The organism is Marivita sp. S6314 (assembly GCF_023015985.1).
Taxonomy (GTDB): Bacteria; Pseudomonadota; Alphaproteobacteria; order Rhodobacterales; family Rhodobacteraceae; genus Marivita.
Genome location: NZ_JALKAO010000002.1, coordinates 758057 through 777029, shown reverse-complemented (window position 1 = coordinate 777029; position 18973 = coordinate 758057). Strand labels below are relative to the sequence as shown.

The 18973-nt window shown below is 61.7% G+C and carries 18 protein-coding genes and 1 pseudogene; 8 read left to right on the top strand and 11 right to left on the bottom strand.

What is annotated here, in order from left to right; genetic code table 11:
- Positions 1-15: 15 nt before the first annotated feature.
- The 3 genes from MWU54_RS08345 to fsa all read right to left on the bottom strand — a co-directional run bounded on the left by MWU54_RS08345 (position 16) and on the right by fsa (position 2452).
- A complete protein-coding gene (locus MWU54_RS08345; RefSeq protein ID WP_247082103.1) occupies positions 16-942 on the bottom strand; it encodes a tyrosine recombinase XerC in 927 nt (308 codons plus the stop codon).
- A complete protein-coding gene (locus tag MWU54_RS08340) occupies positions 939-1643 on the bottom strand; it encodes a DUF484 family protein (protein WP_247082101.1) in 705 nt (234 codons plus the stop codon). The genes MWU54_RS08345 and MWU54_RS08340 overlap by 4 nt, the downstream gene beginning before the upstream one ends.
- A 155-nt stretch (positions 1644-1798) precedes the next feature.
- Complete coding sequence (gene fsa, locus MWU54_RS08335) at positions 1799-2452, bottom strand: fructose-6-phosphate aldolase (protein WP_247082099.1); 654 nt, start codon at positions 2450-2452, stop codon at positions 1799-1801.
- A gap of 78 nt (positions 2453-2530) precedes the next feature.
- Here fsa and MWU54_RS08330 point away from each other — a divergent pair, with 78 nt between their 5' ends.
- The 8 genes from MWU54_RS08330 to uvrC all read left to right on the top strand — a co-directional run bounded on the left by MWU54_RS08330 (position 2531) and on the right by uvrC (position 11440).
- Positions 2531-4729: a primosomal protein N' gene (locus tag MWU54_RS08330; RefSeq protein WP_247082097.1), complete on the top strand. Its 2199-nt coding sequence runs from the start codon at positions 2531-2533 to the stop codon at positions 4727-4729.
- 155 nt (positions 4730-4884) lie between these two features.
- Positions 4885-5178 (top strand): Dabb family protein, encoded by a 294-nt coding sequence (locus tag MWU54_RS08325; protein WP_247082095.1) that lies wholly within the window; start codon positions 4885-4887, stop codon positions 5176-5178.
- Between the two features lie 5 nt (positions 5179-5183).
- Positions 5184-6392: an aminodeoxychorismate synthase component I gene (locus tag MWU54_RS08320; protein ID WP_247082093.1), complete on the top strand. Its 1209-nt coding sequence runs from the start codon at positions 5184-5186 to the stop codon at positions 6390-6392.
- A 153-nt stretch (positions 6393-6545) separates the two neighbouring features.
- Positions 6546-7343, top strand: a complete 798-nt coding sequence (locus MWU54_RS08315) for a S49 family peptidase (RefSeq protein WP_247082091.1) — start codon at positions 6546-6548, stop codon at positions 7341-7343.
- A 1-nt stretch (position 7344) separates the two neighbouring features.
- Positions 7345-7512, top strand: coding sequence for a hypothetical protein (locus tag MWU54_RS08310; protein ID WP_247082089.1), 168 nt, complete (start codon positions 7345-7347; stop codon positions 7510-7512).
- A 7-nt stretch (positions 7513-7519) separates the two neighbouring features.
- A complete protein-coding gene (locus MWU54_RS08305; protein ID WP_247082220.1) occupies positions 7520-8467 on the top strand; it encodes a calcium/sodium antiporter in 948 nt (315 codons plus the stop codon).
- Between the two features lie 15 nt (positions 8468-8482).
- The gene (locus MWU54_RS08300; protein ID WP_247082087.1) at positions 8483-9262 is read left to right on the top strand and encodes an SDR family oxidoreductase; all 780 of its coding nucleotides are present in this window, start codon (positions 8483-8485) and stop codon (positions 9260-9262) included.
- 312 nt (positions 9263-9574) lie between these two features.
- A complete protein-coding gene (gene uvrC, locus MWU54_RS08295) occupies positions 9575-11440 on the top strand; it encodes an excinuclease ABC subunit UvrC (RefSeq protein WP_247082085.1) in 1866 nt (621 codons plus the stop codon).
- A gap of 42 nt (positions 11441-11482) precedes the next feature.
- Here the strand turns inward: uvrC and MWU54_RS08290 are convergent, their stop codons facing one another.
- The 8 genes and pseudogenes from MWU54_RS08290 to MWU54_RS08255 all read right to left on the bottom strand — a co-directional run.
- Positions 11483-11896: a hypothetical protein gene (locus MWU54_RS08290; RefSeq protein ID WP_247082083.1), complete on the bottom strand. Its 414-nt coding sequence runs from the start codon at positions 11894-11896 to the stop codon at positions 11483-11485.
- A 46-nt stretch (positions 11897-11942) separates the two neighbouring features.
- Complete coding sequence (locus tag MWU54_RS08285; protein WP_247082081.1) at positions 11943-12383, bottom strand: thioesterase family protein; 441 nt, start codon at positions 12381-12383, stop codon at positions 11943-11945.
- Positions 12383-13141 carry a TIGR02186 family protein gene (locus tag MWU54_RS08280; RefSeq protein ID WP_247082078.1) on the bottom strand — a complete coding sequence of 253 codons (759 nt, stop codon included), beginning with the start codon at positions 13139-13141 and terminating at the stop codon, positions 12383-12385. Before MWU54_RS08280 ends, MWU54_RS08285 begins: the two co-directional genes overlap by 1 nt.
- Positions 13141-14055, bottom strand: coding sequence for a sulfite exporter TauE/SafE family protein (locus MWU54_RS08275; RefSeq protein WP_247082076.1), 915 nt, complete (start codon positions 14053-14055; stop codon positions 13141-13143). Before MWU54_RS08275 ends, MWU54_RS08280 begins: the two co-directional genes overlap by 1 nt.
- A 148-nt stretch (positions 14056-14203) precedes the next feature.
- Complete coding sequence (locus tag MWU54_RS08270; RefSeq protein WP_247082074.1) at positions 14204-15169, bottom strand: ABC transporter permease; 966 nt, start codon at positions 15167-15169, stop codon at positions 14204-14206.
- Positions 15170-15172: 3 nt separating this feature from the next.
- On the bottom strand, positions 15173-15811 hold the full coding sequence (locus tag MWU54_RS08265; RefSeq protein WP_247082071.1) for a LysE family translocator: 639 nt from the start codon (positions 15809-15811) through the stop codon (positions 15173-15175).
- 5 nt (positions 15812-15816) lie between these two features.
- Positions 15817-16923: an ABC transporter permease gene (locus tag MWU54_RS08260; protein WP_247082069.1), complete on the bottom strand. Its 1107-nt coding sequence runs from the start codon at positions 16921-16923 to the stop codon at positions 15817-15819.
- Between the two features lie 403 nt (positions 16924-17326).
- Positions 17327-18889: pseudogene (locus tag MWU54_RS08255) on the bottom strand (ABC transporter ATP-binding protein); the annotation flags it as partial.
- Positions 18890-18973: the final 84 nt, after the last annotated feature.

Genomic DNA, 18973 nt, shown 5'->3' with positions numbered 1-18973 from the left:
ATTGTACCCGAACATTCATCCCGCCTTGGGATGCGACGCCTCGTAGACCTTCATCAGGTGGACCGTATCAACCGAGGTATAGGCCTGCGTGGTCGACAGGGAGGCATGGCCCAGCAATTCCTGAATGGCCCGCAAATCGCCGCCCGCCGACAACAAATGGGTGGCAAAGCTGTGCCGCATGGCATGCGGTGTTGCCGTTGCGGGCAGACCCAGCTGCAGCCGCGCCTGTTCCGTCACCTTCTGCACCAGCCGCGCATTCAAGGCCCCACCGCGCACGCCACGAAAGACCGACGCGTCGGGCTCCATGTCGAACGGGCAGAGCGCGACATAGCGCTGAACCGCCTCGCGTGCGACCGGCAGGACCGGCACAACCCGTTCCTTTCCGCCCTTGCCAATGATGCGCATCGCCTCGCCCAACGGCAGGTCGCGCCCGAGCAGACCGAGCGCTTCGGAGATCCGCAAGCCGCAACCGTAAAGCAGCGTGACAACCGCCATATCGCGGGCGCCGACCCATCCCTTCTGGGATTGCGTTCCCACGGTCTCGATCATCGCGCGCGCGGCGTCTTCGTTCAGCGGGCGCGGCAGCTTCTTTTCGAATTTCGGCGCGCGGGTCGACAGAACGGCGGTGGGTTCAAACCCCTCGCGCTCGGACAGCCAGCGGTAAAAGGATTTCACTGCAGAGAGTTTGCGCGCCAGCGATCGTGCGCCAGCCCCACCCGTCCGGGTTTGCGCCATCCAGGCGCGCATGTCCGGCACCGTGATGCGCGCCAGCGGGGCCAAACCCTGCGGTTCGGCCTTGTATTCGGTCATGAAGGCAATGAAATCGACCACGTCCGTGCGGTAGGCGGTCAGCGTGTTTTCTGCGGTGCCATTCAGGGCCCGACTGGATGCGAGCCATGCCTCCAGCGCGTCGCGCGCGGCAGGAGACAGGGTCAGGCTCACGACAACCAGCGCCGCATCTGACGCTCGAACACCCCGGTGAAGAAGGTCAGCAAATCCGTCCCCTGCTGCGGCGTGAACTGATGCGGGTCTTCTGCCCCCATCACCAGCAGCCCCGGCAAACGCCCGGGGCCGAAATCCAGCTTCAGACAGGCCTCTGACCGGATCCAGTCAGCTTTTTCGCCATAGATATCGCGCGAACCGGTGTCGATCTGGCGCAATGTGACCTGCCGCACCGGCGCGTCCCGTCCGCCAATGAGGTAGTCATCAATGAACCCCGGTGCCGCCACAGACAGGACCGACCCCAAGCGTTTGATCGCGGGGTCTTCGTCATTCTGCACCGATTCCAGCACCAGCTTGATCACATCCACCCGCAGGATATCGGCGACGTCGCCACCAAGATCCTTCAGGAACGGTTCAAACTCGACCGGATCCATCAGGCGCAGGATCGCGCGATGCACCTGGTTGGTGCCGGCAAGGTTTTCATAGGCCGCCGCGATCACCGACCGATGGGTGTCTTCCAACCGGTCCAGCCGGGCTTCCAGCCGGTCCATCGCAATGCCGCGCAGGTCCACGATATTGCCGCCCATCGCACGCTCATTGGCGGCGATCAGGGCGCGCATCAGGTCCTGATCCTCAAGAATCACATCGGGGCGCGTCATGATTGATTCGCGCAACTCGTCATCGATACGGGGGCTGCTCATGCCATCCTCGTCACATTATTTTTCGGCACACTACCAGCGCTTTGCCGGAAATGCGCGTCGTTTTTTCGGACCCGGTCAAAACTGTGGCAGAAGCGCAGGACCGCTTTTCGAAAAGCGGTCCCAAGCGATTTCGAAATCGCTTTGTGCACCCGGGATCAGACGATCTTGATGTTCGCCGCTTCAGCGTCTTTCACGAACTGGTCCAGACCCTTGTCGGTCAGCACGTGGCTTGCCATCGCCTTGATCACCGCAGGCGGCGCCGTTGCCACATCCGCGCCGATCTTCGCACATTCGCTCATATGGTTGGCGGTGCGGATCGACGCGGCAAGGATGTTCGTCTCAAACCCGTAGTTGTCGTAAATTTCACGAATATCCGCGATCAGGTCGAGGCCATCCATGTTCAGATCGTCCAACCGCCCGATGAACGGGGAAATAAACGTCGCCCCCGCCTTGGCCGCCAGAAGTGCCTGGTTGGCCGAGAAGCACAGCGTCACGTTCACCATCTTACCCTCGTCTGTCAGCGTCTTGCACGCTTTCAGGCCGTCCCAGGTCAGCGGCACCTTCACCGCGATGTTCTCGGCAATCTCGGCCAGTTTGCGGCCTTCGGCGATCATGTCGTCTGACTTGAGCGCCACCACTTCTGCGGATACCGGGCCGTCCACCAAGTCACAGATCTCCTTTGTGACTTCCAGAATGTCGCGCCCCGATTTCTTGATCAGAGAGGGGTTTGTTGTGACGCCGTCGACCATGCCAAGGTCGTTCAGCTCAGCGATGGCATCAATTTCTGCGGTATCGACAAAGAATTTCATGGGCGCGGTCCTCCGATGGGTTGGCCTTTCCTATCGTGGGCTTTACCCCAGTGCAACGAGGACGGAAACCCTGAACCGATGGCGCTAACACCCAGCTATTTCGACGAAGGCGCGCTGATTGGCGTGCTCACCACGCAACCGCTGGATCGCGTGCTGGATTACCGCGCGCCCGAGGGCGGGTGCCATCTGGGTGCCTTTGTCGAAGTGCCGCTTGGGCCACGCAAAGTTCTGGGTGTTGTCTGGGGCACCGGGCAGGGCGACTATGATATCTCCAAGGTGCGCTCTGTCATTCGCGTGCTCGACGCGGCACCCATGCGGGACGAACTGCGGACGTTCCTTGAAAAGGCCGGCGCGTACACGCTGACCCCCCTGACCGCCATGCTGCGGCTGGCCACCCGCGCGCCGGGGCTGGGTGATCCGCCGTCGATGCGCAAGATCTACCGTCTGGGGGACACAACGCCCGACCGCATGACCGACGCCCGCACCCGCGTTCTGGACGCGCTGCGCGACATGGGTGGGTTGTCCCTCACGCTCAGGGAACTGGCCGAAGCCGCAGGTGTCACCACCTCGGTTGTCAAAGGCCTCGCCAAACTTGGCGCGGTGCGCGAGGAGGACAGCCCCCGCGACACGGCCTTTCCGGTGCTCGATCCGAGCTATCCCAGCAAGGACCTGACCAACGATCAGGCCACCGCCTCCACCCAACTCCGCGCCGCCATCGCTTCGCGCCGCTATGGCACGACGCTTCTCAAAGGCGTCACCGGGTCGGGCAAGACCGAGGTGTATCTCGAAGCGGTTGCAGAATGTCTGTCCCAAGGCCGACAGGCGCTGGTGCTTCTTCCCGAAATTGCGCTGACCGCCGAATTCCTCACCCGCGTCGAAGCCCGGTTCGGCGCGCAACCCGCTGAATGGCACTCGGGCGTGACTGTCACCGAACGCCGCCGCGTGTGGAAGATGGTGGGGCAGGGCAACGCGCAATTGGTCGTCGGCGCGCGCTCTTCGCTATTCCTGCCCTTCCGCGATCTTGGCCTCATTGTCGTCGATGAGGAACACGACACGTCCTACAAGCAAGAGGACGGCGTGCTCTACAACGCCCGCGACATGGCGGTTCTGCGCGCCTCGATCTGCGACGCGCAGGTGATCCTCGCCTCGGCCACGCCGTGCCTGGAGACATGGGCCAACGCGGAGTCCGGCAAATATGCCAGGCTCGAACTCACCTCCCGCTTCGGCGACGCGATCCTGCCGGACATGCGCGCCATCGACATGCGGACCGAGCAGCTTCCCGGATCAAGCTGGATCAGCCCGACGCTGCAACGCGCGGTCCAGCAGCGCCTTGACCAAAAGGAACAGTCGCTTCTGTTCATCAACCGCCGTGGATACGCCCCGGTCACCATCTGCCGCGCCTGCGGGTACCAGATCGGCTGCGACCACTGCGATGCGCGCATGGTCGAACATCGGTTCCTGAAACGCCTCGTCTGCCACCAATGCGGCGAAACCAAACCGCTGCCATCGGTCTGTCCAAGCTGCGACGCCGAAGACCGCCTTGCCGCCGTTGGCCCCGGTGTCGAACGCCTTGCCGAAGAGGCACAGACGCTGTTCCCCGATGCCCGCCTAGCGGTGCTGTCGTCGGACATGTTTGGCTCTGCCCGCGCGCTGAAGGCCGAGATCGAGACCATCGCGTCCGGTGGCGCGGACCTGATCATCGGTACGCAACTGGTCGCCAAGGGGCACAACTTTCCGCTCCTGACGCTGGTCGGAGTCATCGACGCAGACCTTGGCCTGCAAGGATCAGACCTGCGCGCCGCCGAACGCACGTTCCAACTGATGCGTCAGGTCGCAGGCCGGGCCGGTCGCGCCGACAAACCCGGTCAAGCACTGCTGCAAACCTTTCAGCCCGAGCACCCGGTGATCCGGTCGATCCTATCCGGTGATGAACATAGTTTCTGGGCGGCCGAAGCGGATGAGCGCCGCCATGCAGGCGTGCCGCCCTATGGTCGTCTTGCCGGGATCATCCTGTCCTCGACGGATGTGCAAGAGGTGTTCGACCTTGGCAACGCGCTGGCCCGCAATGACGGGCCATTGCGCCACGCAGGGGCACAGGTCTTTGGCCCGGCGCCTGCACCCATCGCCCGCGTGCGGGGCCGCCACCGCGTGCGCCTGCTGGTCAAAGCGCCCAAAGGCACCCCGCTGCAACCCGCGCTTGCCGCGTGGGTCGCGCCGTTCAGGCTCAAGGGCGAATTGCGCATGGCCATCGATATCGACCCGCAGAGTTTTTACTGAAACTACTGGCCGATCACCGGCACCATTCCGCGCAGGATCAGATTGGCACCCCCCACCCGGTGCAGCGGCGCATGTTTGCTCTGGAACTGACGCTGCGTTGCAGCTAAAGGCTCCGCGATCCGAACGCAGCGTCACGTATCGCAAAGGAATGCCCCATGTCTGACCGCCCGAACATTCGACATGTCGTTTTCTTCAGTGCCAAGGACAAGGCGGATCTGCCCCGCATCATGGAGGGGTTGCAGCGTCTCGGAAACATCCCGCATTCGGATCATTTCGAGGTGCGCAAGAACAACAGAAACGATCCACTGTCGGGCGAGGTGGACATCGTCGTTTATGCCGAGTTTTCAAGCGATGCCGCCCTGACGGCCTATAAATCGCATCCGATCTATCACGAAGCCATCGACATCGTACGCCCCTTGCGGGACATGCGCATCGCTGCGGACTTCTGACGGTGATGGACAGGGCTGCTGGCCGTCAGGTCATCTTTGATACCGGGCCGATCCCCGGCGGTACTTCGTTCACCGATCCCATCGACACGATCCGCGCCGACACCCCCCAAGAGGTCGAGGCCGCCTTCGCCGCGATGGAAGAAGCCAAAGCGCGGGGCTATTGGCTGACAGGCTATGCCAGCTATGAACTGGGTTACGTGTTTTCGCACAAACTGCGCGACCGCATTCCGGGCAAACGGACCCTGCCGCTTGTGCAGTTCGGCGTCTTCCGCGCGCCGGAACCGAACCGCGCCGCGCCGCCCGCCCAGCCTGCCGCGCTTGGCGATTTGCAGCCCGTTTGGGACGAAACCCGCTACAGTCGCGCGTTTCAGCAGGTTCAGGACTACATCGCGGCAGGCGACATCTATCAGGCGAACCTGACCTTTCCCCTGACCGCCCGCTATTTCGGCACGCCGCTGGACCTTTACCGCACGCTGCTGGCCCGGCAGCCCGTTCCATACGGCGCGTTTGTGGATTTGGGCGGGCCGACCTTGTTGTCGCGTTCCCCCGAACTGTTCTTTGCGGTGGATGCGCAGGGCCATATCGAAACCCATCCGATGAAAGGCACCGCCGCGCGCGGGGCCACGCCGGACGAGGACGCCGCCCAGATCGCGTGGCTGCGCAATTCTGAAAAGAACCGCGCGGAAAACCTGATGATCGTCGATCTGATGCGCAACGACCTGAGCAAGCTGGCCGAGGTCGGAAGCGTCAAAGTCCCCGATCTGTTCAAGATCGAAACCTATGTGACCCTGCACCAGATGATATCCCGCATCGTCGCGCGGTTGCTGCCCGATGTGACCTTGTTCGACATCTTCGAAGGGCTGTTCCCCTGCGGTTCGATCACCGGGGCGCCAAAGATCCGCGCGATGCAGATCCTGCGCGACTTGGAACCCGAGGAACGCGGACCCTATTGCGGCGCGATTGGCTGGATTGCGCCGAACGGGGCGATGCAGTTCAACGTCGCGATCCGCACGGTCGTGTGCGACGCGGACGGGCAAGCCCGGCTTAGCGTGGGGGGCGGTGTGGTCCATGACAGCGTGGCGTCAGAGGAATATGCCGAGGCGCTGCTCAAATCCCGTTTTGCATGTGTCGGGCGGGATGATTGCACCGGGGCAGGGCAGGCCGCGACAGACGAACCTTTCGCGCCAGGCCTTGTGATCCCGAAAGCCTCTTAACAACTGGTTAATAGGTCCGGTCCGGCCCCAATGTTTCGCGCGCGAAACAATAGGTCAGATTGCGTGCCCATTTCCGAGGCAGGCATCCCACACCGGACCCATATTTGTGCCAATACCTTGTATGCCCCAGACCGCCAATCTACATGGGCCTTCATGAAACGCTTTATCCCCTTCATCAAATCGGACCCTGTCGTGTCGGTTGTGCGGCTTCAGGGAACGATTGCGGCAGGCAACCGCGGCACGTTGAACGATGTTGGCTTGCGCAGTCTTTTGGAAAAAGCGTTTCGCAAGGGCAAACCGGCGGCGGTTGCGCTTGAGATCAATTCCCCCGGCGGGTCGCCGGTGCAAAGCTCTTTGATCGGCGCGCGCATCCGCAGGCTGGCCGAGGAAACCGAAACCCCGGTCTTTGCCTTTGTCGAAGACGTGGCCGCGTCCGGCGGCTATTGGATCGCCAGCGCGGCAGACGAGATTTATGCCGACGCCAGTTCGATCCTTGGCTCTATCGGTGTGATTTCGGCAGGCTTTGGGGCGCATGTGTTCCTGCAGCGTCAGGGGATCGAACGGCGCGTGCACACAGCGGGCAAGTCGAAATCCATGCTGGACCCGTTCCGCCCGGAAAACGACGAAGACGTTTTGCGTCTGAACCGGCTGCTGGGGCAGCTGCATGACACATTCATCACCCAAGTCAAAACCTCGCGCGGTGCAAAGCTCGCCGATGAACCGGACCTGTTCACCGGGGAAATCTGGGTTGGACAGAACGCGGTGGATGTCGGGCTGGCCGACCACGTGGGGCATCTTGTGCCGGCGATGAAAGACAGGTTCGGCGACAAGGTCCAGTTTCGCCGCTACGAACAACGCCGTCCGCTGCTGAGCCGTTTCGGCGCGAAACTGACATCCGATGCGCTGGGCGCACTCGAAGAGCGCGCCGAATTTGCGCGTTACGGACTCTGACGTGATTTCAAAAATTGTCATCCTCTTTCTGATTTTCATCGCCGTGCTGGCGATGTTCGGCAAATTGCGGTTCCCGGGCAGCACGCGGCTGGCCAATGCCAAGTGTCGCAAATGCGGGCGCTACCGGATCGGCAAGGGTCCGTGCCCCTGCTCTGGCAAGGGTCGTTGACATGTTGATGGTCTGGGGCGGTGTGGTCATCGGGCTGGTGATCCTGCTTCTGGCAGGGGACGCTCTGGTCAAGGGGGCGGTGAACCTGTCGCTGCGCATGGGGATTCCGGCGCTGATCGTCAGCCTGACGATTGTGGCCTTCGGCACGTCCGCACCGGAACTGCTCATCTCGATCAACGCGGCACTGGATGATGCGCCGGGGATCGCCTTGGGCAACGTGGTCGGTTCAAACACGGCCAACGTTCTGTTGGTGCTTGGGATACCGGCTCTGCTGGCGGTGATGCACACCAGCCAATGCGACACACGCAAAAGCTATGTCATCATGCTGGTGTCCTCGGTGCTGTTCATCGCGCTTGCCTTCCGCGGGGTGTTTGACGCCATTGCGGGGCTGATCCTGCTGGCTGTTCTGGCGGTGATCCTCGTGGACGCGATCCGCGAGGCCATGGCGCATCGGCGCGCCGGACAGGCGCTGGAGGTCGAGGAAGAGCCAGAGGGTGCCGACCCCGACATGCCGTGGTGGAAGATTGCCCTGTTCCTCGTTCTGGGCCTGATTGGCCTGCCCCTTGGGGCGGACCTGCTTGTCGACAGTTCGGTCGAGATCGCCAAGATCTTTGGCGTCAGCGACACGGTGATTGGTCTGACACTTGTTGCGCTGGGCACGTCCTTGCCCGAGCTTGCGACCACCGTGATGGCGGCGCTGCGGCGTCAGGCGGACGTGGCGCTGGGCAACGTGATCGGGTCCAACATGTACAACCTGCTGGCCATCATTGGTGTGGCCTCGCTGATCACACCCATTCCGGTGGACCCCGAGTTCCTGCGCTTTGATCTGTGGGTCATGCTGGGCGCGTCCCTGCTGATCTTTCCGCTGGTGTTTCTCGCCAAGGATCTCACGCGGATTTGGGGGGTTGCCTTGTCGGCGCTGTATCTGGGCTACATAGCGCTTGTCCTCATTTAACGGCAGGGGTGTTGCATGACGAAAGCTTTGATCACGGGCGCAGGCAAACGTCTGGGTCGCGCAATGGCGCTGTACCTGGCGGATCGCGGGTTTGACGTGGCCGTGCATTACGCAAGCTCTGCCGCCGAGGCAGACAGCGTTGTGCAGGAGATCGCGGCGAAAGGGCGCTCTGCGGTTGCGCTGCAGGCGGATCTTTTGAACGAAGACGAAACACAGACGCTGGTGGCCCGCGCGACAGAGGCGCTGGGCGGGCCGCTGACCGTGTTGATCAACAATGCGTCGATCTTTGAATATGACACTCTGAGCACCGCCACGCGGGAAAGCTGGGACCGGCATCTGGAAAGCAACCTGCGCGCGCCGTTTGTCCTGACACAAAATTTCGCTGCGCAATTGCCCGAGGCTGCGTGTGACGAAAACGATGAAACCGTTGCGTCCGGTTTGGTGGTCAATATGATTGACCAGCGGGTCCGAAAGCTGACGCCCGAGTTCATGACCTACACCATCGCCAAGATGGGGTTGTGGGCGTTCACACAAACGGCTGCACAGGCGCTTGCGCCGTCGTGCCGGGTCAATGCGATTGGCCCGGGTCCGACCCTGCGCGGCAGTCGGCAAAGCGAAAGCCACTTTGCCAAACAGCGCGCCGGAACGCTTCTTCAGCGGGGGGCAAATCCCTCCGATATCACAGCCGCGCTGGGGTACTTCTTGGACTCTCCCGCCGTGACGGGGCAGCTTTTGTGCGCCGATGGCGGGCAGCATCTGGGGTGGCAGACACCGGACATTATCGGGGTGGAATGATGTATGGCTTTGACAGGTTTTGCACCGCTCACGGTGACGTAAGGAAAGCGTTACAAAAGTGTTAACGATTTCAACATCTTGTAAAATGTTCCATAAAAAATACCATAAAATCAAACAGTTATGAATGTGCCTAAAAAATAGGCAAACCTGAGAACCGGCTCAAAAACATAGGAAATTCTGCTATTCCCGAAACTTCTCCGCAGACTTATCCACAGAAACCGTGGACGCCTTAAGCCTTGCATCACCGGTTCCATTCTTGCAGCAAATGTCCGAGAATCGGGGTGAAATCCGAAGATGTCTCGCCAGGTTGACATGACCCAGGAAACTGACACCACACCGCCCACTGGGCACGCGTGTATTCAAAGCTATTTGAAGACCCTCGACGCCAGTCCGGGGGTCTATCGCATGCTGGATGCACAGGCGCGGGTGCTTTATGTCGGCAAGGCGCGCAACCTGAGGGCGCGGGTGTCGAACTATGCGCGACCGTCGGGGCATTCGGGCCGGATCGCGCGGATGATTTCCGAAACCGCGTCGATGATGTTTCTGACCACTCGGACAGAAACCGAGGCGTTGCTGCTTGAGCAAAACCTGATCAAGCAACTGAAACCGCGTTACAATGTGCTGCTGCGGGATGACAAATCCTTTCCCAATATTCAGGTCACGGATCATGCCTTTCCGATGATCCGCAAACATCGCGGGGCCAAGAAGGAAAAGGGCGCGTATTACGGACCTTTCGCGTCTGCCGGGGCCGTGAACCGGACGCTTAATCAGCTTCAGCGTGCGTTCCTGCTGCGCAATTGTTCGGACGCCATGTTCGACAGCCGCACGCGGCCCTGCCTGCAATACCAGATCAAACGCTGTTCCGGCCCCTGTGTCGGCAAGGTCAGTGAAGCAGAGTATGCGGCCAGCGTACGCGACGCGCAGCGGTTCCTGTCAGGCAAGTCGACCAATGTGCAAGAGACGTTGGCCAAGGAAATGGCAGATGCGTCGGATGCGATGGAGTTCGAGCGCGCGGCTGCCTTGCGCGACCGGATCCGCGCGCTGACACAGGTTCAGACCGCGCAGGGCATCAACCCGCGTGGCGTGTCCGAGGCAGACGTGATCGCGCTGCATCTGGAAAAGGGACAGGCCTGCGTGCAGGTGTTCTTTATCCGGGCCAACCAGAACTGGGGAAACCGCGATTTCTATCCGCGCGTGGGGGCGGACGTGGAGGAAGCCGAAGTGCTCGAAGCGTTTATCGGCCAGTTCTACGACACCAAGGAACCACCGCGTCTTTTGCTGCTGTCTCACCCGATAGAAAACGACGATCTGATGATGGAGGCGCTGTCCGACAAGCTGGGCCGCAAGGTTGAGATTTCGGTGCCGCGCCGGGGCGAGAAATCAGAGCTGGTGGATGGCGCGTTGCGCAATGCGCGGGAAAGCCTTGCGCGGCGCATGGCGGAAACGGCCACGCAGGCGAAACTTCTGCGCGGTCTGGCCGAGGCGTTTGATCTGGACGGGCCACCGCAGCGGATCGAGGTGTATGACAACTCGCACATCCAGGGCACAAACGCGGTTGGCGCGATGATTGTTGCCGGTGCGGACGGGTTTCTCAAAAACCAGTACCGCAAGTTCAATATCAAGGGGGACGACCTGGCCCCCGGCGATGATTTCGGCATGATGAAAGAGGTGCTGACCCGGCGCTTCAAGCGGTTGCTCAAGGACGATCCGGATCGGGACAAGGGGCTGTGGCCGGACCTGTTGCTGATCGACGGGGGCGCGGGGCAGGTGTCTGCGGTGCAAGAGATCATGGAAGAGTACGGTGTCGAGGACGTGCCGATGGTGGGCGTCGCCAAGGGGCTGGACCGGGATGCGGGGAAAGAGGAATTTCACCGCACCGGCAAACGGCCCTTTGCGTTGCGGCACAATGATCCGGTGCTCTACTTCGTTCAGCGGTTGCGGGACGAGGCACACCGGTTCGCCATTGGCACCCACCGGGCCAAGCGCGCGAAATCGCAAATGGCCAATCCTCTGGATGAGATCGCCGGTGTCGGGGGTGCCCGCAAACGTGCGCTGTTGGCACATTTCGGATCGGCCAAGGCGGTCAGCCGCGCGAACCTTGCCGACCTCAAGGCGGTTGACGGGGTCAGCGAAGCGCTGGCCGAACGCATCTACGGCTTTTTCCACGAAAACGGTTAGGACACCGGCGAAACAGATCGCGGCTTGCTTCAGGCAGGTCTGTTACTGGATCGACAGATCAATCGTGAACCCGCTTGTTTTGCCGGAATCCCTGTCATTGCCCATTTGATATACGCGGATGGCGTAGGTGCCTCTCTCGGGCAGATCGACGGTTGTCGTATTCCCGTTCATCGAACTGTTGTAGATCGCGGTGCCATCGCTGTCCGGGGGCAGAATGTTGAAATAGACGGTGCCGTTGCCATTGCTGTCGGTGACGTTCAGTTCCACAAACATCTGCTGACCCGCCTTCGCGCCCAGCCTGTAGTCGATATAGGTGTCTCCGACCACGGTGCCGGACACCATGGTGCCGAAATTGCCGGCTTGGAATTTTACGTCAGCGACGGATTGCGCCGCGACCGGGGATGTCAGTGCGAAAAGCGCGACGGCGGCGAGAGCGGCGAGGGGTTTGGACGTCATGGGATCACCTTTGTTGGGCGTCGGGTCGACTTGAAGCAGGTGGCGTTTAGTCTGCGACCACGGCAATACGTGTCAGGATCTCTTGCACGTTAGGCGCGAACGGGGCGGGGCGTCCAGACGAATCCACATGGACCTGTGTGAAGAACCCTTCGGCCGCGGCGGTGTCGCTGTCATTGGCAAAGAGCGCGATGTCATAGCGGAACGACGATCTGCCGATATGTCCGATCCGAAGCCCGGCGGTCAGGATATCGGGAAAGCGCAGTTCGGAATGATACCGGCACCCGCTTTCCACAACAAGAAACCGGGTGGCCTTTGGGCCACGGATTTCGATGCCGTGTTCGAGTTGCCAAAGGCTGACAGCGGTGTCGAACAGTTCGAAATAGGTGGCGTTGTTCAGGTGGCCGTATTCATCATTGTCGCGCCAGCGCGTGGGCAGGGTGCGAAAGGCGCGATACGCGGCCCGGGTTCCGGGAGGCGTGCGCCCCATCAGCCCGACCGCAACACGCGGAAGGCGGCGGACGCGCCCCATCCTGCCGCGATGGCGATGGCAAGCGACAGCAGGCCATACAGCAGCGGTTGTTGCCGCGACAGGTTGAACAGCCAGCGTTCCAGCCCGACCTTGCGGACGTCAATGCTGGTTTCATAGGTCGAAATCACCTTGCCTCCACGGGTCAGGAAGATGCGCGTGGCGTAATCGCCTTCGGTCAGGTTGGCGGGCATCTGGATCGAGGTGGTGAATAGTGTGCTGTCGCGCAGCTCGACCGCGTTTTCCTTGAGCGCGTAGGAGTTGTTGTTCATGCGGATGCGGATCAGCGCGTCGATGAATTCCTGCGGATCGTCAACCTGGCTCCACGCGCCCACAGACCGGATCGCGCGCGGGATCGAGATCGTGTGACGCAGATCGTCGGCTTCGTTGATCACCTCGTCCCACGGGGCCGATGTGCCAATCGCATAAAAACTGGGGGCGGCGCTGACCGACAGCGAATCCACGTTGACCCAGATGCCCAGCCTCTGGTCCTTGCGGCGGACGGTGACCGGTTCCAGCGGGCCCGAGATGGTTACGATGATCTGCAACGGATTGTCGTCCGGGATCGGCTTTTCCCGTTTGATCGCACCGTAGAGGGTGATTTCCGATCCGTCGAAATTGGTTGTGATCGCCACTTCGTCCTGGCTCAGGCCAAGCACAACTTCTTCGGCCTGCAGCGGCGCGGCGATCAGCGCAAGGAGAACACACAGCCAGCGCATCAGTGCCCCCCCGTTGCGCCGATAGAGAAGAGCTCGGACGGCTGGATCAGCAGGTCCAGCGCCAGCTTGCCACAGACCACAAGCACCATGAGAGCCAGCAGGATGCGAAGCTGCTCTGCCTTGAGCTTGGCCCCGATGACAGTGCCGAACTGCGCGCCGATAACGCCGCCCACCAGAAGCAGGACCGCCAGAACCATGTCGACGGTGTAGTTTGTGGTTGCGTGCAGCAGGGTTGTGAAACCGGTCACAAAGATGATCTGGAACAGAGATGTGCCGACAACGACCTTGGTGGGCATGCCCAGCAGGTAGATCATGGCAGGCACCATGATGAAGCCGCCACCAACCCCCATGATCGCGGCAAGAACACCCACGAACACACCAACGATCAGCGGCGGGATCACCGAGATATACAGACCCGAGGTCCGGAACCGCATCTTGAACGGCAGACCATGCACCCAGTTGTGTTTCTTGCGCGCGGGCGGTTTGCCGGATTTGGTTTTGCGGATCGCGTTCAGGCTTTCGACGAACATCAGCGATCCAATGATCCCGAGGAACAGGACGTAACACAGTTTGACCAGCAGATCGACCTGACCCAGGCTTTTGAGATAGTTGAAAACCGCAACGCCCAAAGCGGCCCCGGCAAGGCCGCCGATGAGCAGCACCGTGCCCATTTTCAGATCAACGGTCTTGCGCCTGAGATGCGCCAGCACACCAGAAAAAGACGAGGCCACGATCTGGTTGGCTTCTGTTGCGACGGCGACTGCAGGGGGGATGCCGATAAAGAACAAAAGCGGCGTCATCAGGAACCCGCCACCAACGCCGAACATGCCGGACAGCACGCCTACCATCCCCCCCAATCCCAGGAGCAGGAACGCGTTGACGGACACCTCGGCAATGGGAAGGTAGATTTGCATGTGTGTCCTTAAACCCAACCCTTGCCGCGTTTCAAGCGATGCGGTGCCGCAGAGTCAATTTGCTTTGCAGGCGTCGGATGCACAAGGTCGCCAACGGGGGGAAGATGCGAGGACGCATCTTCGGTTTTCCGGCGACGGAAAACCCATCTCAGCGCTCTTTCACGTAGGGTTCGCCCCCGGCGCGCGGCGGGATCGCCTTGCCAACAAAACCGGCAAGGATCACCACGGTCAGGATATAGGGCAGCGCGTCCATGAACTGCACCGGAACCACAAATGCACCCAGGTCGATGTTCTGGTAGCGCAGCGCTACCGCCTGCAACAGACCGAAGAGCAGGCAGGCATAGAGCGCGTACCAGGGACGCCATTTCGCAAAGATCAGCGCGGCAAGCGCGATAAACCCGCGGCCGGCGGTCATGTCCTTGACGAACCCGGCTTGCAATGCGGTGGCAAGATACGCCCCGGCGATGCCGCAGAGCACACCGCAGATGCCCACGGCGACATAGCGCAGGCCAACCACGGACACCCCGGCGGTGTCGACCGCTTCGGGCGCTTCGCCAACCGCGCGCAGGCGCAGGCCGAACCGGGTGCGGTAAAGCAACCACCAGGTCAGTGGCACCATCAGGAAGGCGATGTAGACCAGTTCGGAATGGCCCGAGATGAGTTCGGAATAGATCTGACCGATGACGGGAATGTTGGCCGCAGCCTCGGCACCCGGCAGCGTGATTGGTTCAAACCTTGCCTCGCCAACCAAAGAGGGCGTGCGTCCGCCCTGCTGGAACCAGTCCTGTGCAATCAGAACGGTCAGCCCGGCGGCCAGAAAATTTATCGCGACGCCGGAAATCAGCTGGTTGCCCCGGAACGTGATGGACGCCAGCCCGTGGATCACCGACAGCGCCAGCGATGCGGCGATGCCTGCGCCCAGACCCATCCAGACATCCCCGGTCAGGGCTGCCACCGCTGCCGAGAAGAACGCGGCTGCGAGCATCTTGCCTTCGAGGCCGATGTCGAAAATCCCGGCGCGTTCAGAGAAGAGGCCGGCCAGACAGGCCAGAAGAAGCGGCGTGGCGAGGCGAATGGTGCTGTCGAGAACCTGAAGCAGCGTCAGAAAGTCCATGGCTCAGATCCTTGTTGTCGCGAGTTTGAAGGCGGTGAAGGCAAAGAACACGCCCAGGGTGGCTTCGACCCAGGTCCGTCCGCGCGCGTAGAGGGCTGTGAAGGGACGGGAGGAAAGGGCAATCGCCCATGCGCCGTGCCCGATGACCGAATTGACAAACGCGCCCAGAACGAACAGCGCGATGATTGGCCAGGGGGCGGCTGCGAAGTTTGCAACGGCCACGGCCGCCAGCCAGTACATGATCGCCTTGGGGTTGGTGATCTGCATGGCAAACCCGGCCAGCGCGACCGCGCCGGCACGCCGGTTCAGCACACCTGTGGGCGTGGCAACCGGGGGCGGCGGCGGTGAAACTGCGCGTCCAAAGGCTTTCCAGGCCAGCCAGCCAAGATACGCCGCGCCCACCAGTTTGACGGCGGTCATGGCCCAGACGACATTCGCCACCACGGCACCCAGCCCGATCACCGCCAGCGTGGACAGGCAAACCGCGCCTGCGCCGATGCCAAAGCAGGTGGTGACTGCCGCGGCGCGGCCCTGCGTGGTGGCAACGGTCAGGATCAGCGCCACACCCGGTCCGGGGGACACGACGCCCAGCAGTTGCACGGCCCATCCGGCAAGGAGATTGGGAAGCCATTCGGCGAGCATCGGACCTACCTCGCCGATCCGGACTGGGCGCGGCGGCGTGCGAGGAAGATCTTTTCCAGCGGCATCCGCACCATGTTGTCAAGCGCGCCGGTGAAGAGGATCACCAATGCCTGGATCACCACGATCAGTTCGCGCGGGATATTCGTCCACAGGGCCAGTTCGGCCCCACCCTGATAAAGAAAGCCAAAGAGCAACGCGGCCAGCAAAACGCCAAACGGATGCGACCGTCCCATGAGCGCTACGGCGATGCCGATAAAGCCCGCGCCTTCGGTCGCGTTCATCACCAGACGTTCGGCCTCGCCCATCGTGGTGTTCAGGGCCATCATGCCCGCAAGGCCACCAGAGATCAGCATCGCCACAACGGTGATCTTGACCGGGCTGATACCTGCATACTTGGCGGCGGATTCGCTTTCACCGAACGCCCGGATCTCGTAGCCGAGGCGGGTGCGCCAGATCAGGGCCCAGACCACAAGGCACATCACCAGCGCCAGGAAGAACGTTACGTTGGCCGGAGCGCCCCGGAACATGGCGGTTTCGGCGGTTGAGAACATGTCCTGGAACGTGGGCAGATGTGTCGGTTCGGGGAACTTGGCGGTGGACGGGTCCATGGCCCCTTGCGGGCGCAGGATGTTGACCAGCACGTAGTTCAGGACCGCGGCCGCGATGAAGTTGAACATGATCGTCGTGATCACGATATGGCTGCCGCGCTTGGCTTGCAGATAGGCCGGGATAAAGGCCCACATTGCGCCAAACAGCGCCGCAGAGGCAGTGGCCCCGATCAGGGCGACATACCAGTTGGGCCACGGGATGTAGAGACAGGCCAGCGCCACGCCCAGACCGCCGATCATCGCCTGGCCTTCGCCGCCGATGTTGAACAGGCGGGCGTGGAAGGCGACCGATACGGCAAGGCCGGTGAAGATGAAGTTGGTGGCGTAATAGAGCGTGTAGCCCCATCCCGACGACCGCATCAGCGCGCCGTCTACCATCAGCTTGAAGGCGGCGACGGGATCTTCGCCGATGCCGATGATCACCAGCGCAGACAGAATGGCGGCAAGGATCAGGGAAATCAGGGGAACGAGGACCGCGTCGGCCCATCCGGGCATCTTATCCATCTTTGTCGGTCTCCTGGGGGTCTTTCTTGACCGGTTTTGACACGGCGGCCTGCGGCGTCGACTGCTGGATCGTCGCGCTGAAGCCGCCGATGCTCATGCTGTCGCCCGGTTTGGGATCAAGGTCGATCGGGCCGGAGGAGGTGTCGATGTTGACCGTTTCCGGCGCGGAGTCGTCAGAGGTCGTGGTGACGACCTCGATCGGGGCGTCATCCGGGGCAACCGTTGTATCCGGGATGTTTGTGTCACGCTCCGCTGTTTCTGTGGCGGCGGTGTCTTGCGGGGTGTCCAGAGAGACGTCATCCGATGCGGAGGCCGTTTCGGTTTCTTCTTCACTGGCGGCGTCAGGTGTGTCTTCAACCGGCGCCTCAAGCGGTGCCGCGTCCGTCGGCGCGACGGCTGCCGCCGTGTCGGTGATCCCGGCCATGAGAAGGCCCAGCTCTTTCTCGTTGGTCTCGGACGGGTCGCGTTCGCCCATGATCTGGCCGTCGAACATGACGGCGATGCGATCCGAAAGCGAGAAGATCTCATCAAGCTCGACCGACACCAGCAGGATCGCCTTGCCTTCGTCGCGCAGGCGGATGATCTGCTGGTGGATGAATTCAATCGCGCCGATATCGACGCCTCGGGTGGGCTGGCCGATCAGAAGGATATCGGGATTGCGTTCGATTTCACGGGCCAGCACGATTTTCTGCTGGTTGCCGCCGGAAAAGTTGCGGGCCGCCAGTTTCGGGTTGGGCGGACGCACGTCGAACCGCTCCATCTTGGCGGCCGCCTCGGCCTTGATCGCGGCGTTGTTCATCAACGGTCCGGTGCCAATGGCCGCGTCCCGGTGATAGCCGAACACAGTGTTTTCCCATGCCGAGAACGACATGATCAGACCTTCGCGGTGGCGGTCCTCGGGCACATGGGCAATGCCGCGCGCGCGCCGGGACTGGCCGTCAGAATGGGCGCCGGTCAGGTCGATTTGCTGACCGTTCACACGGACGATGCCGGTGGCATCTGCGTACCCGCCGAGCACTTCGAGCAACTCGGACTGTCCGTTACCAGCGACGCCCGCAATGCCAAGGATTTCGCCTGCACGGACCTCCAGAGAGATGCCTTTGAGCCGCACGACCCCTTTATCGTCGGTGAGCTGCAGGTTTTCGACCTCAAGCACCGGCGCGCCGGGGGTGGCCTCGTCCTTGCTCACCTGAAGCAGAACCTTGCGGCCCACCATCATCTCGGCCAGCCGTTCGGGGCTGGTTTCGGATGTCTGGACGGTCGCGGTCATTTCGCCACGACGCATGACCGATACGGTGTCGGTCGCATCCATGATTTCGCGCAGCTTGTGGGTGATCAGGATGATTGTTTTTCCCTCGGAGCGCAGGTTGTCGAGGATGCGGAACAGGTGATCTGCCTCAGCCGGGGTCAGAACGCCCGTCGGTTCATCCAGGATCAGGATATCCGCCTGACGGTAGAGCGCCTTGAGGATTTCGACGCGCTGCTGGTGGCCGACGCTCAGGTTTTCGATTAGCGCGTCGGGATCGACGTTAAGCTCGTATTCCTCGGCCAGCTGCTTCAACACACCGCGCGCCTTGTTCAGCGAGGGGCGGAGCAGGGGGCCGTCTTCGGCACCAAGGATCACGTTTTCCAGAACGGTGAAGTTCTGCACCAGCTTGAAATGCTGAAAAACCATGCCGATGCCGGCCTTGATGGCGGCCTGGCTGTCAGGGATTTCGGTTTCGCGGCCATTGATGAAAATCTTGCCGCTGTCAGCCTTGTAAAAGCCGTAGAGGATCGACATCAGGGTCGATTTTCCAGCGCCGTTTTCGCCGATGATCCCGTGGATCGTGCCCGGTTTGACACTGATCGAGATGTTCTTGTTGGCTTGAACGGGACCGAAGGCTTTGGAGATGCCTTTGAGTTCAATTGCAGGCACGACCGGTTTCAGGTCAACCTCTGGCGCGTCGGCAACGGCGGTGGTCATGGACTATCCCTGTGTTCGGCGTCGGGTCTTTTGCCCGATAGACGTCGAAGCGGCCGTTGCCAGCCGCTTCGCATGTGTGTGTTC

Bases quoted from the DNA above. Each gene is read 5' to 3' on its own strand.
- MWU54_RS08270 (WP_247082074.1), bottom strand. From the start codon at position 15,169: ATGGACTTTCTGACGCTGCTTCAGGTTCTCGACAGCACCATTCGCCTC.
- MWU54_RS08275 (WP_247082076.1), bottom strand. From the start codon at position 14,055: ATGCAAATCTACCTTCCCATTGCCGAGGTGTCCGTCAACGCGTTCCTG.
- MWU54_RS08325 (WP_247082095.1), top strand. From the start codon at position 4,885: ATGTCTGACCGCCCGAACATTCGACATGTCGTTTTCTTCAGTGCCAAG.
- MWU54_RS08305 (WP_247082220.1), top strand. From the start codon at position 7,520: ATGGTCTGGGGCGGTGTGGTCATCGGGCTGGTGATCCTGCTTCTGGCA.
- MWU54_RS08330 (WP_247082097.1), top strand. From the start codon at position 2,531: ATGGCGCTAACACCCAGCTATTTCGACGAAGGCGCGCTGATTGGCGTG.
- fsa (WP_247082099.1), bottom strand. From the start codon at position 2,452: ATGAAATTCTTTGTCGATACCGCAGAAATTGATGCCATCGCTGAGCTG.
- MWU54_RS08280 (WP_247082078.1), bottom strand. From the start codon at position 13,141: ATGCGCTGGCTGTGTGTTCTCCTTGCGCTGATCGCCGCGCCGCTGCAG.
- MWU54_RS08285 (WP_247082081.1), bottom strand. From the start codon at position 12,383: ATGGGGCGCACGCCTCCCGGAACCCGGGCCGCGTATCGCGCCTTTCGC.
- MWU54_RS08290 (WP_247082083.1), bottom strand. From the start codon at position 11,896: ATGACGTCCAAACCCCTCGCCGCTCTCGCCGCCGTCGCGCTTTTCGCA.
- uvrC (WP_247082085.1), top strand. From the start codon at position 9,575: ATGACCCAGGAAACTGACACCACACCGCCCACTGGGCACGCGTGTATT.
- MWU54_RS08260 (WP_247082069.1), bottom strand. From the start codon at position 16,923: ATGGATAAGATGCCCGGATGGGCCGACGCGGTCCTCGTTCCCCTGATT.
- MWU54_RS08315 (WP_247082091.1), top strand. From the start codon at position 6,546: ATGAAACGCTTTATCCCCTTCATCAAATCGGACCCTGTCGTGTCGGTT.
- MWU54_RS08265 (WP_247082071.1), bottom strand. From the start codon at position 15,811: ATGCTCGCCGAATGGCTTCCCAATCTCCTTGCCGGATGGGCCGTGCAA.
- MWU54_RS08320 (WP_247082093.1), top strand. From the start codon at position 5,184: ATGGACAGGGCTGCTGGCCGTCAGGTCATCTTTGATACCGGGCCGATC.
- MWU54_RS08340 (WP_247082101.1), bottom strand. From the start codon at position 1,643: ATGAGCAGCCCCCGTATCGATGACGAGTTGCGCGAATCAATCATGACG.
- MWU54_RS08300 (WP_247082087.1), top strand. From the start codon at position 8,483: ATGACGAAAGCTTTGATCACGGGCGCAGGCAAACGTCTGGGTCGCGCA.